16 protein-coding genes are annotated in these 13,507 nt (G+C 69.5%); 10 read left to right on the top strand and 6 right to left on the bottom strand.

Annotation, left to right across the window (positions count from 1 at the left end; all coding sequences use genetic code 11):
• Positions 1–9: 9 nt before the first annotated feature.
• Genes Q1A87_RS10420 through Q1A87_RS10410 form a run of 3 tightly spaced genes read right to left on the bottom strand, consistent with a single transcriptional unit; the run spans position 10 to position 3,718 of the window.
• Positions 10–387 (bottom strand): response regulator, encoded by a 378-nt coding sequence (locus tag Q1A87_RS10420; RefSeq protein WP_299650789.1) that lies wholly within the window; start codon positions 385–387, stop codon positions 10–12.
• Positions 388–407: 20 nt separating this feature from the next.
• Complete coding sequence (locus tag Q1A87_RS10415; RefSeq protein WP_299650787.1) at positions 408–3,008, bottom strand: CheR family methyltransferase; 2,601 nt, start codon at positions 3,006–3,008, stop codon at positions 408–410.
• Positions 2,960–3,718, bottom strand: coding sequence for a chemotaxis protein CheB (locus Q1A87_RS10410; RefSeq protein WP_299650785.1), 759 nt, complete (start codon positions 3,716–3,718; stop codon positions 2,960–2,962). Before Q1A87_RS10410 ends, Q1A87_RS10415 begins: the two co-directional genes overlap by 49 nt.
• 468 nt (positions 3,719–4,186) lie before the next feature.
• On the opposite strand from Q1A87_RS10410, the gene Q1A87_RS10405 reads away from it, so the two are divergent.
• Positions 4,187–5,014: a chemotaxis protein CheB gene (locus Q1A87_RS10405; protein ID WP_299650783.1), complete on the top strand. Its 828-nt coding sequence runs from the start codon at positions 4,187–4,189 to the stop codon at positions 5,012–5,014.
• 26 nt (positions 5,015–5,040) lie between these two features.
• Positions 5,041–5,415, top strand: a complete 375-nt coding sequence (locus Q1A87_RS10400) for a rhodanese-like domain-containing protein (RefSeq protein ID WP_299650781.1) — start codon at positions 5,041–5,043, stop codon at positions 5,413–5,415.
• Position 5,416: 1 nt separating this feature from the next.
• Here the strand turns inward: Q1A87_RS10400 and Q1A87_RS10395 are convergent, their stop codons facing one another.
• Positions 5,417–5,848 (bottom strand): DUF302 domain-containing protein, encoded by a 432-nt coding sequence (locus Q1A87_RS10395; RefSeq protein WP_299650779.1) that lies wholly within the window; start codon positions 5,846–5,848, stop codon positions 5,417–5,419.
• Positions 5,849–5,968: 120 nt separating this feature from the next.
• Between Q1A87_RS10395 and Q1A87_RS10390 the strand changes: the two genes are divergently transcribed.
• The 5 genes from Q1A87_RS10390 to Q1A87_RS10370 all read left to right on the top strand — a co-directional run bounded on the left by Q1A87_RS10390 (position 5,969) and on the right by Q1A87_RS10370 (position 8,867).
• A complete protein-coding gene (locus tag Q1A87_RS10390; protein ID WP_299651029.1) occupies positions 5,969–6,352 on the top strand; it encodes a hypothetical protein in 384 nt (127 codons plus the stop codon).
• A 253-nt stretch (positions 6,353–6,605) separates the two neighbouring features.
• A complete protein-coding gene (locus Q1A87_RS10385) occupies positions 6,606–6,764 on the top strand; it encodes a hemin uptake protein HemP (RefSeq protein ID WP_299650777.1) in 159 nt (52 codons plus the stop codon).
• Complete coding sequence (locus Q1A87_RS10380) at positions 6,761–7,255, top strand: hypothetical protein (RefSeq protein ID WP_299650775.1); 495 nt, start codon at positions 6,761–6,763, stop codon at positions 7,253–7,255. Before Q1A87_RS10385 ends, Q1A87_RS10380 begins: the two co-directional genes overlap by 4 nt.
• A gap of 14 nt (positions 7,256–7,269) precedes the next feature.
• Positions 7,270–8,532, top strand: coding sequence for an imelysin family protein (locus tag Q1A87_RS10375; RefSeq protein WP_299650773.1), 1,263 nt, complete (start codon positions 7,270–7,272; stop codon positions 8,530–8,532).
• Between the two features lie 62 nt (positions 8,533–8,594).
• Positions 8,595–8,867, top strand: a complete 273-nt coding sequence (locus Q1A87_RS10370; RefSeq protein WP_299650771.1) for a DUF1289 domain-containing protein — start codon at positions 8,595–8,597, stop codon at positions 8,865–8,867.
• Between the two features lie 90 nt (positions 8,868–8,957).
• Here Q1A87_RS10370 and Q1A87_RS10365 read toward each other — a convergent pair whose 3' ends face one another.
• Together Q1A87_RS10365 and Q1A87_RS10360 are read right to left on the bottom strand one after the other, a co-directional pair.
• Positions 8,958–9,428: a DNA starvation/stationary phase protection protein gene (locus Q1A87_RS10365; RefSeq protein WP_299650769.1), complete on the bottom strand. Its 471-nt coding sequence runs from the start codon at positions 9,426–9,428 to the stop codon at positions 8,958–8,960.
• A 74-nt stretch (positions 9,429–9,502) separates the two neighbouring features.
• The gene (locus Q1A87_RS10360; protein WP_299650767.1) at positions 9,503–9,844 is read right to left on the bottom strand and encodes a hypothetical protein; all 342 of its coding nucleotides are present in this window, start codon (positions 9,842–9,844) and stop codon (positions 9,503–9,505) included.
• A gap of 112 nt (positions 9,845–9,956) precedes the next feature.
• Between Q1A87_RS10360 and Q1A87_RS10355 the strand changes: the two genes are divergently transcribed.
• From Q1A87_RS10355 to Q1A87_RS10345, 3 genes are read left to right on the top strand one after another with little or no spacing between them, the layout of a single operon-like run.
• The gene (locus Q1A87_RS10355) at positions 9,957–11,480 is read left to right on the top strand and encodes a di-heme oxidoredictase family protein (RefSeq protein WP_299650765.1); all 1,524 of its coding nucleotides are present in this window, start codon (positions 9,957–9,959) and stop codon (positions 11,478–11,480) included.
• On the top strand, positions 11,477–12,433 hold the full coding sequence (locus Q1A87_RS10350; protein ID WP_299650763.1) for an imelysin family protein: 957 nt from the start codon (positions 11,477–11,479) through the stop codon (positions 12,431–12,433). The genes Q1A87_RS10355 and Q1A87_RS10350 overlap by 4 nt, the downstream gene beginning before the upstream one ends.
• Positions 12,433–13,497, top strand: a complete 1,065-nt coding sequence (locus Q1A87_RS10345) for a DUF1513 domain-containing protein (RefSeq protein WP_299650761.1) — start codon at positions 12,433–12,435, stop codon at positions 13,495–13,497. Before Q1A87_RS10350 ends, Q1A87_RS10345 begins: the two co-directional genes overlap by 1 nt.
• The last annotated feature ends 10 nt before the right edge of the window (positions 13,498–13,507 follow it).

The following is a 13,507-nucleotide window of genomic DNA, read 5'->3' as shown; positions in this document are numbered from 1 at the left end:
CGGTTCGCCTCAGGGTGCGGCATCTCCCGCTTCCAGGAGCTTTTGCAGTTCGCGCAGCAACGTGTCGTCGTTGAAGGGCTTGGTGAGCTTGCGGTGCGCGGCGAGGGGTTCGGGCAGGTCCACCGTGGAATTGGTGTACCCGGTGAGGAAGAGGAACGGCACACCCGCGGATTCGAGCTGGCTGGCGATTCCGACGCTGGTCTGGCCGTTGCCGAGATTCATGTCGAGAAGGGCGGCGCGCGGCCGGGCGGCCGACAGGTAGCTCGCGGCGGAATCCGCGTCGTGAAACACCCGGACGTCCCGGTAGCCGGCCCCGTCGAGCGTCATTTCGATGTCGATCGCGATGAGCGATTCGTCTTCCAGAACGAGAATGTCGTGATCGCTCAAGGTGCCGTCTTCCCTGTTGTTCAGAACGTTGCCGTGACTTGTAACCCGCCGGGCGCATAATTCGTTTCGATCTCTGCGCCGATATCGGCCTTCAGCACCCGTTCGATCACGACGGTCCCGAATCCCTGCCGGCCGCCGGGGTCGCCGACCGGCGGCCCGCCGACCTCCGTCCACCTGATCGACTTCCTCCCGGTCTCCTCGTCGTATTCGAGCGCGATGTTGATGCGACCGGTATCGTTCGACAACGCGCCGTACTTGGCCGCGTTCGTCATCAGTTCGTGGATCGCCATGCCGAGGGCGAGCGCCTGTTTCGCGTCGAGGGGGACCGCGGGTCCGGTGATGCGGACGCTGTTGCGGTCGTCGCGCTGATAGGGACTGGCCTCCGACAGGATGATGTCGCGCAGTTGCGCCGTGCTCCAGTCCGCATCCGTCAGCAGATCGTGCGTGCGGGCGATGGCGGTCAGCCGGTCGCTCAGCCGAAGGTGGAAATCCTCGGCATCCGTCGCGCCCTTCAGAAGCATCCGGGAAATGGCGCGGATCGTCGCAAGCGTGTTCTTCACCCGGTGCTGCAACTCGGCGAGGAGCAGGCGCTGGCTCTGGTTCTGCTGCGCGACCCGGTGGATCATGCGGGTCAGGTCCGTCACCTCGCGCACGCAGGTGCCGACGAACCGGACTTTCCCGTCGACGAAGACCGGGTAGAGGTCGCTGATGAAGTCGCGCACGTCGTAGGGCGCCGAGGGCAGCGATGCGTGGATCTCCATGCCGAGATGCGGCTCGCCGGTGTCGAAGACCTCCCGGTACAGTCCGGTCATCTCGTCGGCGAGTTTCGGCAGCAGGTCCTGGAAGCGTTTGCCGATATGGTCGGCGACGGTGATGCCGTTGATCCGCGCGAGCGTCTCGTTGATGCGGATGTACCGGAAGTCCCGATCGATCAGCGACAGGCCGACCGGCGTGGTGTCGTAGAGGTTCTCGAGCTCGGCATATTGCTCTGCGAGGTTGCGACGGTTCTGCTCGAGCACCGCTTCGGTCCGCGTGCGCGCGGTGATGTCCACGAAGGACAGGACGTAGCCGTCGATCCGGTCGTCGGTCGTCCGGTACGGCTTCATCCGCAGCAGGAACGTCTCGTCCGAACTCTCGATCCGAACCTCCCGGTCGATCGGCTGCAGCGTGGCGTCCACCGTCTCGGCGTCGGACTTGAGCTGGGGATATTCGATCCGGGAGCTCAGATCGAAGATCGGCCGCCCGATGTCGCGCTGGCGCACACCGTAGAGAACGGTCGTGGCGGGGGTGTAGTTGCGCACGCAGAAATTGCGATCGAGGAACAGCACGGCGACGTCGGTGCTCTCGAACAGGTTCTTCAGGTCCGAGTTCGCGCGCATGAGCTGGCGGTTGTTCTCGCGCAGCTCGGCGTTGACGGTCTCGAGTTCCTCGTTGATCGACTGCAGCTCCTCGCGGGAGGTCTCGAGCTCCTCGTTGGAGCTCTGCAGCTCCTCGTTCATGCTCATGAGCTCCTCGTTGGTGCTCTTGAGCTCCTGACCGCTGGTCTCGTATTCCTGCAACGCGGCGGAGAGCTGGCGGCGCAGGCGGACGTTCTCCTGTTCGAGGATGTCGCGATCGACAGAGTCGCGGGTCTCGACGACCGCGCCGATGCTCTGCACGTCGGTCGCGCGCACGCCGCTCAGCACGACGAGGAACTCGTCGGTGCCCGAGCGCATCGGCGCGGCGGACACGTCGAAGACCTGCGGCTCGCCCTCCGGCTGGCGGACGAGAACGCCGGGGATCGTGTGCTCTTCACCGCCCTCGTCCGCGGCGGCGAGCGCGGTCCGCGTCGGCACCCGGAGTTCGCCGGCGAGGAACGTGTCGATCTGGTTCGACGGCGTGCCCTGCGCCGGCCGGGCGAACCGGGTCATGCCGTGCGACAGGTAGCGCACCTCCCCCGCCCGGGACACGACGGCGAAGGGCGCGGCATAGCGGCGCAGGAACTCCCGCTCGGCGGCCACTTCCCGCGTCGCCGTCTGCGGCATCTCGGTGCCCGACGGCCCACGCCCGCGTCCCATCGCCTTGCTGTCGCGCGCGCGCGGCAGCGGATCGGTGAGCGAGGAATAGCTCGGCTCGATCTCGTCGTTGCGACGAAACAGGCGATGCGACTTGTCGACGACGTCGAAAAGACGGTCGTCGCCGGCGATCCCCTCGGACGGCCCGAGGAACAGGTAGCCGTGCGGCTTCAGCGAGAAATGGAACCGTGGCATGACGCGCCGCTGCAGGTCCGACGACAGGTAGATCATCAGGTTACGGCAGGAAATCAGGTCGAGCCGCGAGAAGGGCGGGTCCTGCACCATGTTGTGGGGCGCGAAGACGCAGACCTCGCGCAGCTCGGGCCGCGCCCGGTACTGCCCGCTCTCGACCTGGAAGAACCGCGCCAGCCGGTCCTCGCCGAGCGCGGCGGCCGATGCCGCGCTGTAGAGCCCGTAACGCGCGGCGAGGAGCGCGTGGGTGTCGATGTCGGTTCCGAAGATCCGCAGCGGGCGACGGTCGTCGCGCGCCTTCATCTCCGTGAGGAACAGTATCGCAATCAGATAGGCCTCCTCCCCGCTGGAGCAGCCGCGCACCCAGACACGCACCCGACGCCCTCGCGGTCAAGCGCTGGCGTAATAACCTTTTGACGCAGGGCCTCGAAAGCATCCGGGTCACGGAGGAACGCGATGACATCGATCAGGAACTCCTGACCCAGAACGCTGGCCTCGTGCTCCTCGTCGGTCAGCCGATCGACGAAGGACCGGACGTCGTCGATCCGCATCAACATCATTCGCCGTTCGATCCGGCGGATCATCGTGCCCCGCTTGTAGTCCGAGAAGTCGTGCCCGGTCACCTCGCGCAGCTTGTCGGTGATCGCCGGAAGCGCCCGCTCGATTCCGGCTCGCATCTGTTCGCGGCGGACGTCGTCGTCGATGCTCCGGCGGTGACACATGATCTCTTCCAGCCGCGGCACGATGGCCGGGCCGGGCAGCATGAATACGATCAGCCCGGTCGCGACCGCCGAGTCGCGCATGCAGGGAAACCGCGCGTTGCCGCTTTCCTGCGCGATCGCGAAGCCGCCGGCCGCCTTCACGGCCCGCAGGCCGGCGGACCCGTCCGACCCGGTTCCCGACAGCACGACGCAATAGCCGTTGCGGCCCCGCCCCATCGCGAGGCTGTCGAAGAAATGGTCGATCGGGCGGAACAGCTTATCGGTCTCCGGCCGGGTGATCAGATGCAGGCGGTTATTGCGTACCTCGGCAAGCTTGCCAGGCGGCACGACGTAGATCCGCCCGGCCTCGATCGGCTCGTCCAAGGCGATCTACGCGACTAGGACCTTGCAGTGGTTCTGCAGCAATTCGTGTAGCAACGACTTTTGATCCGCGGCGAGATGTTGGACCACGACGCAGGCCGCCTCGCCGCCGGGGCGTACCTAGGCGAGCATCTCGCTCAACGCCCCCAGCCCGCCCGCGGACGCTCAGGTACCGACGACGGGGAAGCGATCGTCCGTACCCTCGTCGACGGAGGGATCGGTCTGGGCCGCCTGATCGTCGTTCAGCTCGCCTCACGGCTTAATATCTGATAATCAAACGAGCCGGTTTGGCTGTGAATATGACAAATGAGGGCCGAACGGACACGGTTATGCGGAGCGACATCCATGACACGATCGTAATCGGCGGGTCGCGGGAAGCTTCGAGGCGTTGAAGATGCTGTTGCCCGGCCTGCCGGCGGACCTGCCGGCGGCCCTGTTCGTCTGCAAGCACCACTCGACGATGTCGGACATGTGCGGCGCCGAACTTCTCGCGCCCTAAAGCGACCTGCCGCTGAAGGAGGGGGCCGAGAACGATCCGATCCGCGAGGGCGAGATCGTCTTCGCCCTGCTCGACAAGTACATGATGATGGCCGAAACCACATCCACCTGCACCGGGGCGCCCACGAGAACAACTTCCGGCCTGCGATCGACCCGCGGTTCCGTTCGGCGGCGGTCTACCGGTCGAGCCGGACGGTCGCGGTCGTGCTCTCCAGGCTTATGAACGACGGCGCGGCGGGTGCGCAAGCCATCGCGCGCTGCGGCAAGCGCGTGCTGATACAGCATCCCGACACCGGCGACAGCCCCGACATGCCGCGCGCCACGCTCAAGGCGGTGCCGCTCGACCGGCTCGCGACGCGTCTCGCCGAGATTGCGGGCCAACCCTGCGGCCCGGCGCGCGAAATCCGAATGGAAATCAGGCTCGAACTGAAGATCGCCAGCTTGGAGGGCGCCAGCATGTCGAACGAGGAACGTCTGGGAGAGCTGTCGCCCTACAATTGTCCGCATTGCGACGGCGTACTCTGGGAGATCAGGGACGGCTTGCCCACGCGCTTCCACTGCCATACCGGACATGCCTACACCATCGAGCCGCTGAGCGCGGTGCAGGAGGAGGCGTTGGACCACGACCTGTTCGACCTGCTGCGGGCGCACAAGGGGCGCACGGCTTTGCTGCGGCAGATGGCCGAACGCTCCTCCGCCCACGACGTCAGCAAGAAGCTCTATCTCGAACGCGCGAAGCTCGTCGAGGAAGACGCCCAGCATCTCGAGGAAATCATCAAGAGCCGTCGGGCCTTCGCCTGACGCGCGAACACAAGGGAGAACCGCACATGCCATCGACCATGAAGGACCTCGTCGCCGAGGCCCGGGCCAACGTCGCCACCGTCACGCCGGAGGAGGCGCAAGGCTCGGGCGAGCTCATCCTCGACGTGCGCGAGCCGGCGGAGCTCGGCCAGTCGGGCGCGGTGCCCGGCGCGTTCCTCGTGCCGCGCGGCACGCTCGAGATGCGCGCGGACGCCACGGCCGAGACCGCCGAGTCCCGTCTAACCGAGCGGATGGGGAACGGACGTGTCCACGTGCTCTGCGCCGCCGGTGGCCGGGCGGCGATGGCTGCGGACACGCTGCGACGGATGGGTTACGACGCCACGGTGATCGAGGGCGGGATGGCCGGCTGGAAGAAGGCCGGCCTGCCGGTCGAGACCTGACCTACCAGGCGGCGGCCTCGGTCACGATCTCGTCCAGGAGGTCGTTGAGCGGGGCCATCGTCTCCTCCGCGTAGACGCGGTGCCCGATCACCGCCCCGCCGTCGATCTCCGCCACGAAGATGCTGAGCGGGCAGTTCGCCAGATTGGCCGGGTCCGCCACGATCGCGTCCCGACCGGCCGTCATCGAGCAGAACATGAAGGTCTTGGCATCCGGCCCCACCGGCGAGGGGCCCAGCCCGAATTGTTCCCCGGTCTCCTCCAGCATCTCGCCCACATTGCCGGTGAAGACGATGCGGAGCCCCATCCCGGTGATCGCGTTTTCCACCGCGAAGGCCGCATCCGCGACGCTGCCATCGTAGGTTTCGATCGCGACCTCCTGCGCCGTGGCGGCGGTCGCGGTGACGGCGAGGGCGGCGAGGGTCGAGCGGAGCATGACGGGTCCTTTCGGTCGGAACGGGCGTTGCCACCTCTAGCGGCCGGCGGGCGCGACGGAAACGGCAAAGCGCCCGAGCGCCGGCTTGCCGCAGCGGGGCGGCGCGCCTACCTCGCAACCATGCGCGTCCTGCTCCGCCTCGTCCTGCTCGCCGGTCTGGCCGCCCTGCCCGCGCGGGCCGAGGTCGAACTGGTGATGGGGGAGGAGATCGGCTGCATCTGGTGCGCGCGCTGGAACGCGGAGATCGCGCCGATCTACCCGAAATCCCCCGAGGGACGCGCCGCGCCGCTCCGACGTGTCGACATCCACGACCCCCTGCCCGAAGATCTCGAACTCGGCGGGCGGCTCGTCGTCACGCCGACCTTCGTGCTGGTGGAGGACGGCATCGAGATCGACCGGATGGAAGGCTATCCGGGCGATGCGTTCTTCTGGTCCCTGCTCGACCGGATGCTCGACTCGGCAGCGGAAACCGTGCCGGCGCTGGAGAACTGGCGCGCGCGCTGACGGCATCGGACGAAGCTTCGCAGCATTTCCCGGGCTTTGAAGCGCGGTGGTCGCCCTGCGTCGCGAACCTGCTTGCCAACTCCGACTGCTTTTGTCAGGAATAGGTATCCCAGCCAGCCGGCGGCGTTGCAGGCGAGCCCGGATCCAGCCCGTCGCGACGGGCCAATCCAGACGGAGGCGAGATGACCTGGACCGGACGAACCGAGACATTCGAGGATGACCCCCGCGAAACGCTCCTGCGGTGGAGGCCGTCGTGAACGGCGCGACGCACCCCCCCGCGCCGGGCGAGCCCGGTCCCGTCTACCGGGCCGAGGACCTGCTGAACTGCAGCCGGACCGCCCGGATCGTGCTGGGCGAGGAGACGTATCTGCTGCGCCTGACGCGCGCCGGTAAGCTGATCCTGACGAAATGAGCCTGCACGATCCCCTCACCCCGCCGCCCAATCCCGGTGCGGCGACCGTCGCGGACCTGCAGGCGATGGACGGCGCGCAGGCGCTCGGCGTGATGCTGCTTCGCGACTGGTTCGACGGCCCGGAGGGCCGCACCCGCGTCGAAGGCGTCTTCGCGGAGGCGTTCGGGCCGGCCGGCGGCGACATGGCGCGCGAGGCCTGGGCCGACTTCGCCGCCCTCCTCACCTCGGGCACCCGCCGGCCGGTCATGCGCCATGCCGTCACCTGCCGCTGCGTCGGCGCGGACGAGGCCGTGATCGCGCAGGTCGTGACCCTCGCCGCCCGGGGCGAACGGGAGGACGCGATGTTCGTCCTGTCGCTGCTCGTGCCGGGCGACCGCCTGCTTTCCGCCGTCCAGACCGCCGAACGCGCCGGCATCGCGCTCCTGCGCCTGACCGCCGGCTGGCGGCGCGATCACCGTGTCGCGACCGCGCCGTCCCGACAGATTCACTGACCTTAGGAGTTTCCATGCGTATCCTGACCACCACCGCTCTCTGCGCCCTGCTGGCCGGTCCCGCTTTCGCCGTCGAGGAGGCGGAGGTGCTCGCCACCTATGCCGACATCGCGGCGGCCGCCTATGGCGACAGTCTCGCCACCGCCCGCGACCTGCAGACGGCGGTGGACGTGTTCCTTGCCGCGCCGTCGCCCGAAGGATTGCACGCGGCGCGCGCGGCCTGGCTCGCGGCGCGCGTGCCCTACCAGCAGACCGAGGTCTATCGCTTCGGCAATCCGATCGTGGACGAGTGGGAGGGTCAGGTGAACGCCTGGCCGCTCGACGAGGGGCTGATCGACTACGTCGCCGCCGAAGGGTCCGCACCGGCGGAGGGAACCGACGCCAACCCCGCCGCGGGCCTCAACGTCATCGCCAATCCGACCATCACGCTCTCGGGCCGGGAGATCGACGCGACGGAGATCACCCCCGCCCTGCTGCGCGACACGCTGCACGAGGCGGACGGGGCGGAAGCCAACGTCGCGACCGGCTACCACGCCGTCGAGTTCCTGCTCTGGGGTCAGGATATCGGCGCCTACGACGCCTCCGCCGGCGAGCGGCCCTGGACGGATTTCGCGACGGACGACGCCTGTACCAACGGCAATTGCGACCGGCGCGGGGCCTATCTGAAGGCCGCGACCGACCTGCTCGTCTCCGACCTCGAGGAGATGGCCGCGAACTGGGCCGAGAACGGCGCCGCACGTGAGGAGGTTCTGGCGGATCCCGAGGGCGTCAACCGCATCCTGACCGGCATGGGCTCGCTCTCCTACGGGGAGCAGGCGGGCGAGCGGATGCAACTCGGCCTCTTGCTGAACGACCCGGAGGAAGAGCATTCCTGCTTCGCCGACAACACCCATAACGACCATTTCTACGACGCGCTCGGCATCCGGAACGTCTATCGCGGCGCCTATGTCGCCAGTGACGGCACGGTGACTGAAGGGGCCTCGCTCGAGGATCTGCTCACCGAGCGCGATCCCGCGGTGGCCGGGGCCCTCGGCGCCGCGCTCGACGCGACGCAGTTCGAGATGATGGAGATGAAGGTCGCCGCCGAGGCGGGAATGCCCTACGACATGATGCTCGACCCGTCGAACGAGGCCGGCGGCGCGCTGATCCAGGCTGCGATCGACGGGCTCATCGCGCAGACGCGCGAGATCGAACGGGCGGTGGCGGCGCTCGGCCGGCCGCAGATCGCGTTCGAAGGGTCGGACAGCCTCGACGATCCGGACGCGGTCTTCCAGTAAGGCGCGACGATCCGCCGCCGGTGCCCGAGGTCATTGGCGGCGTTCGCCCTACGGAGGACATGATGGCCAAGACCCCCACCCCCTGCATCGGCGTGTGCAAGTTCAAACGCCCCGGCCCGGCCGGCGCGCATTGCATCGGCTGCTCGATGACCAAGGGCCAGAAGAAGATCGGCAAAGGGCTGAAGAAGCACGGGGGCGCGATGGCGGATTTCGTCGCGCTCGTCGTCGCGCAGCAGCAGGCGATGGGGCGCTACACGCATTGGCGCCCGGCCTATCTGAAACGCTGTCTGAAGAAGGGCGTCCCCGTCCCGAAAGCCGCCCGCGACGCCGGCTAGAAGCCAACCTGGAAACGAGGACGCCACCGCCGGTCTTTCAGCCGGCAATGGCATGTCATCGGTCGAATACGCGTTCCCGGAGGCGCGGCCTCAGTTCAGATGGGCGCGCAGCATCCAGGCGAACTTGTCGTGGGCCCGTCCCCGCTCGATGGCGAGATCCTCGGTGCGGACGTCGCCATGCTTCGCGGCGAGCTCCGAAAGGCCGGCGAGCGTCGCGCCGATCGTCTCCTGCGCCTCCGCCAGGTGGCGGATCATCTCCCGGTCCTCGGCATGCGCGTCACCCTCGGTCACCTTCGAGCGCTCGAGATGCACGGCGAGCTTGCCCTCGGCCGTCTCGCCGATCGCGCGGACCCGCTCGGCGAGGTCGTCCTGGCCGGTGAAGTGGTCCTCGTAGATCATCTGGAACAACTCGTGCAGCGGACCGAAGGACATGCCGGTCACGTTCCAGTGGAAGTTCTGCGCCAGCATGGTGGTCACAACGGTCTCCGCCAGCGCCTGGTTCAGGGCGGCGGCGATCTCGACGCTGGCGTCGGTCGATAGGTCGGATGCGGTCTGGGCCATGATGGACCTCCTTGAATGGGTGCGTGAGCTGGCTGGCGGGATGCTGGCTCGCCCGGTTCAGGATATGGGAACGTTTAGAACGATTCCAAGTTCCGCGCCAGCCCCGATAGCAGGAGCCGCAGCACCGGGACCGCCTCGGGTCGCACGCGCCGTCCGGTCAGAAACCGCACGCTGTCCCGGTCGCCCCGTCGCAGCGCCGCCGCCAAGGCAAGAATCCACGTCTCGTCGAAGGACAGGCCCTCCGCACCCGGCCGCCACAGGACGACCCGCCGGGCCGTCGCGGACGGGAGCGCGCGGGCCAGCGCGACGGCGAAGTCCGCGGCGTCCGCTTCCGGCGCGAGCACCGTGCAGGCATGCAGATCGGCCCGCGGCGCGGCACGGCATTCGAGCGCGGCCAGGCGCAGCAGGGCGATCATGGGGGATACGGGATCGGGTCGTGCGACGGGGCGTAACTGCAAGGCGGGCATCGAGCACCTTTCGCACGATCGGGTCTTGATACCCGAGCGATATAGTCAGAAACGTGCGGCAATGAAAGCGCTCATTCGCCTGACCTGTCTGCTGTTCGCAACCGCCGTTCCGGTTTCGGCGCAGTCCGTCGCGGATATCGGCGAACCGCATCTGGACATCGTGCCGCGCACCGAGGTGGAGGCCGCGCGTGTGGCCGCGATCACCGCGCCCCCGGACAGCTTCGACGCACCCGAGCGCTTCGAGGCCAATCAGGGCGGCGCGGGCAGCGTCCGCCGCCGCGGCGACGCGGAAGCGTTCAGCCAGCCGCAGGCCGATCTGGACTTCGCGCAGCGCGGCGAGTTCGCGCTCGGCAACGGCCTCTTCGAACGGCTCTGGGTGACCGCGCCCGCCTCGACCCTCGCTTCCGACGGCCTCGGCCCGATGTTCAATGCGCGTTCCTGTCAGGATTGCCACGTCAAGGACGGGCGCGGCCACGCGCCGGCGGGACCGGCGGACGATGCGACCTCGCTCGTCGTCCGGCTGGGCGTGCCCGAGGTGCCGGTGGACGAACTCACCCGCTATCTCGGCGCCGGGCCCGATCCGGTCTACGGCCATCAGCTCTCCGACGCCTCCATCGCCGGGGTGCCGGCCGAGGCGCGGGTCGCGGTGTCCTGGGTCGAGGCCGGGCGGGTCGACCTGCCCGGCGGCGAGACGGTGACGCTCCGACGCCCGGACTGGCATCTTGCGGATCTCGCCTACGGGCCGCTCGATCCGCACACGGCGACGAGCCCGCGCGTCGCGCCGCAGATGATCGGGCTGGGGCTGGCGGAAGCGATCCCGGCTGCCGATATCCTCGCCCATGCCGACCCGGACGATCTCGACGGCGACGGCATTTCGGGCCGGCCGAACGTCGTCTGGTCGCCGGAATACGAGACCTGGATGCTGGGACGCTTCGGCGTGCGGGCGACCACCCCCACCCTGCGGCAGCAGGCGGCGGACGCGTTCAATGCCGATATCGGCATCGCCTCCCCGCTGCGCCCCGACCCCGCCGGCGATTGTACCGAAGCGCAACGCGCCTGCCGCGGGGCCCGTCAGGGCGCCGACCCCGAGCAGGGCGGGTACGAGATTTCCGGCGACAGCCTCGACCTCGTCACCTTCTATACCCGCAACCTCGCCGTGCCGAAGCGCGCCCGTGTGGAGGACCCGCAGGTCCTGCGCGGCAAGGAACTGTTCCACGAGGCCGGCTGCCCGTCCTGCCACGTGCCGAAATACGTCACCCACCGGCTCGCCGACCGGGCGGAGCAGAGCTTCCAGCTGATCTGGCCCTATTCCGACTTCCTTCTTCACGACATGGGACCCGGTCTCGCCGACGGCCTGCCGGCCGGTCAGGCCAGCGGCGCGGAATGGCGCACGCCGCCGCTCTGGGGGATCGGCCTGACCGAGCAGGTCTCGGGCCACCGGCAATATCTTCACGACGGCCGCGCCCGCTCGCTGTCGGAGGCGATCCTGTGGCACGATGGCGAGGGCCGCGCCGCCCGCGACCGCTACGCCACCTTCACCGAAGCCGACCGGGCCGCGCTCGAAGCCTTTCTGGAGTCGCTATGAGATCCCTCACGCTCACGGCCGCGTTCCTCGCGAGCCTTGCCGGTCCCGCCTTCGCCGATATCGACGCGGCGCTCGACCGCCACGTCCTGCCGCGCATGGACACGCTGGCCGAGGCGACGCAGACACTGGCTGGCGCGGAATGCGACCCGGCCGTCTTGCGTCCGGCCTTCGCCGGGGCCGCGCAGGCTTGGGCCGGGGTCGCGCATCTGACGCTCGGCCCGGCGGAGGAGGAGGGCCGCGCCCGCGCCATCCTGTTCTGGCCCGACGAGCGCGACGCGACCGGGCGCGGCCTGCGGCTTCTCACGCAGCAGGGTGCGGAGGCCTGGACGCCCGAGGCGGTCGCGCGCGCCTCCGTCGCCGCGCGCGGCCTCGGCGCGCTGGAGCGGCTGATCTGGGAGGACGACGCCGAACCCTGCGCCCTGGCGCGGGCGCTCGCCGACGACCTCGCCGCGACGGCGGGGGGGATCCGGGACGAATGGCGGGGCGGCTTCGCGGATCTGATGCGCGACCCCGGCGGGCCGGGCAACACCCGCTTCCTCGCCCCCGACGAAGTGAACCGCGCGCTCTTCACCGCCCTCCTCGCGGGGATCGAGCGGATCGCCGATCAGGATCTCGGCCGCCCGCTCGGCACGTTCGAGGGCCCGCGCCCGCGTCAGGCCGCGCTTTACCGCTCGGAGATGTCACTGCCGATGATCCGCACCGCGCTGACCTCGCTGCGCGAACTCGCGGCGACGCTCGCGGAGGCGCCGCGGACCGATGCCGCGCTGGCCCGCGCCGTCGAAGAAGCGGAAGCACTCGACGACCCTTCCCTCGCCGGCGTGGAGGACCCGATGGGCCGGTTCCGCGTGGAGGCACTGCAATCGACAGTGCGCGACGCCCGCGCCATCGCCGCCGAGGAGATCGGCGCGGCCCTCGGCGTCGGCACCGGCTTCAACTCGGCGGATGGCGACTGATGCTGTCCCGCCGCCACTTCCTCGCCGCCGCGGCCGCCGCTTCCATCCCCGCGCCGAGCTGGGCCGAGGCCGGCGCGCCCGCCTTCCTCGCCGCCGCGAAGCGGCCCGACGGGAGCTACGCGCTCTGTGGCCTGACAGCCGCCGGCGAGATCGCCTTCCGCGTGTCCCTGCCCGACCGCGGCCATGCCGCCGCGGCGCATCCGACGCGACCCGTGGCCGTGGCCATCGCCCGCCGCCCGGGGCGCTTCGGCCTCGTCCTCGACTGCCTGACCGGGGCCGTCACCCACCGGCTGGAGCCGCCCGCCGACCGGCACTTCTACGGCCACGGCGCCTATCTCGACGACGGCCGCATCCTCGTGACCACGGAGAACGCCTTCGCGACCGGCGAGGGCCGGCTCGGGCTCTGGGACGCGCATCGCGGCTACCGGCGGATCGGCGACATGCCCTCGGGCGGCATCGGCTCGCACGAGGTGATCCGCCTGCCCGGGACCGAGACGCTCGCCGTCGCCAATGGCGGCATCCGCACGCATCCGGGCAGCGACCGCGACAAGCTGAACCTCGACACGATGCGGCCGAACCTGAGCTACGTCCGGGACGGCGCGGTGGTCGAGACGGTGGAGCTCGACCCCGCGCTGCGACGGGCCTCGATCCGCCACATCGCCGCGCGGCCCGACGGGCTGCTGGCGATGGCGCTGCAATGGGAGGGCGACCCGGCACGGATCGTCCCGCTCCTCGCCACGCACCGCCAAGGCGAGATGCCCCGGACGCACGCGGCCGACGAGGCGGCGCAGGCCGTGTTGCAGGGCTATGCCGGTTCGGTCGCGATCAGCGGCGACGGCGGCGAGATCGCCATCACCGGCCCGCGCGGCGGCGTGGCGCATGTCTATGCGGCCGAAGGCACGGTCCCGCCACGCATCGTCCACCGCCCCGACATCTGCGGCACCGCGCCTGCGGGCGCCGGTCTTGCCTTCACCGACGGGCTGGGCGGCGTTCTGCATCCCGGCGGTGCTGCGCTCCACCGGGTCGCGTGGGACAACCATCTCGTCGCGATCGGCGCGGCCTAGCCACGGGCAA

It is taken from the genome of uncultured Jannaschia sp. (assembly GCF_947494055.1).
In the GTDB taxonomy this organism is placed as follows: Bacteria; Pseudomonadota; Alphaproteobacteria; order Rhodobacterales; family Rhodobacteraceae; genus Jannaschia.
Note: the sequence above shows the minus strand (reverse complement) of the source record. Positions and strands in the feature narration are given on the sequence as shown.

Bases quoted from the DNA above. Each gene is read 5' to 3' on its own strand.
- Q1A87_RS10400 (WP_299650781.1), top strand. From the start codon at position 5,041: ATGCCATCGACCATGAAGGACCTCGTCGCCGAGGCCCGGGCCAACGTC.
- Q1A87_RS10395 (WP_299650779.1), bottom strand. From the start codon at position 5,848: ATGCTCCGCTCGACCCTCGCCGCCCTCGCCGTCACCGCGACCGCCGCC.
- Q1A87_RS10390 (WP_299651029.1), top strand. From the start codon at position 5,969: ATGCGCGTCCTGCTCCGCCTCGTCCTGCTCGCCGGTCTGGCCGCCCTG.
- Q1A87_RS10380 (WP_299650775.1), top strand. From the start codon at position 6,761: ATGAGCCTGCACGATCCCCTCACCCCGCCGCCCAATCCCGGTGCGGCG.
- Q1A87_RS10375 (WP_299650773.1), top strand. From the start codon at position 7,270: ATGCGTATCCTGACCACCACCGCTCTCTGCGCCCTGCTGGCCGGTCCC.
- Q1A87_RS10370 (WP_299650771.1), top strand. From the start codon at position 8,595: ATGGCCAAGACCCCCACCCCCTGCATCGGCGTGTGCAAGTTCAAACGC.
- Q1A87_RS10365 (WP_299650769.1), bottom strand. From the start codon at position 9,428: ATGGCCCAGACCGCATCCGACCTATCGACCGACGCCAGCGTCGAGATC.
- Q1A87_RS10360 (WP_299650767.1), bottom strand. From the start codon at position 9,844: ATGATCGCCCTGCTGCGCCTGGCCGCGCTCGAATGCCGTGCCGCGCCG.
- Q1A87_RS10355 (WP_299650765.1), top strand. From the start codon at position 9,957: ATGAAAGCGCTCATTCGCCTGACCTGTCTGCTGTTCGCAACCGCCGTT.
- Q1A87_RS10350 (WP_299650763.1), top strand. From the start codon at position 11,477: ATGAGATCCCTCACGCTCACGGCCGCGTTCCTCGCGAGCCTTGCCGGT.
- Q1A87_RS10345 (WP_299650761.1), top strand. From the start codon at position 12,433: ATGCTGTCCCGCCGCCACTTCCTCGCCGCCGCGGCCGCCGCTTCCATC.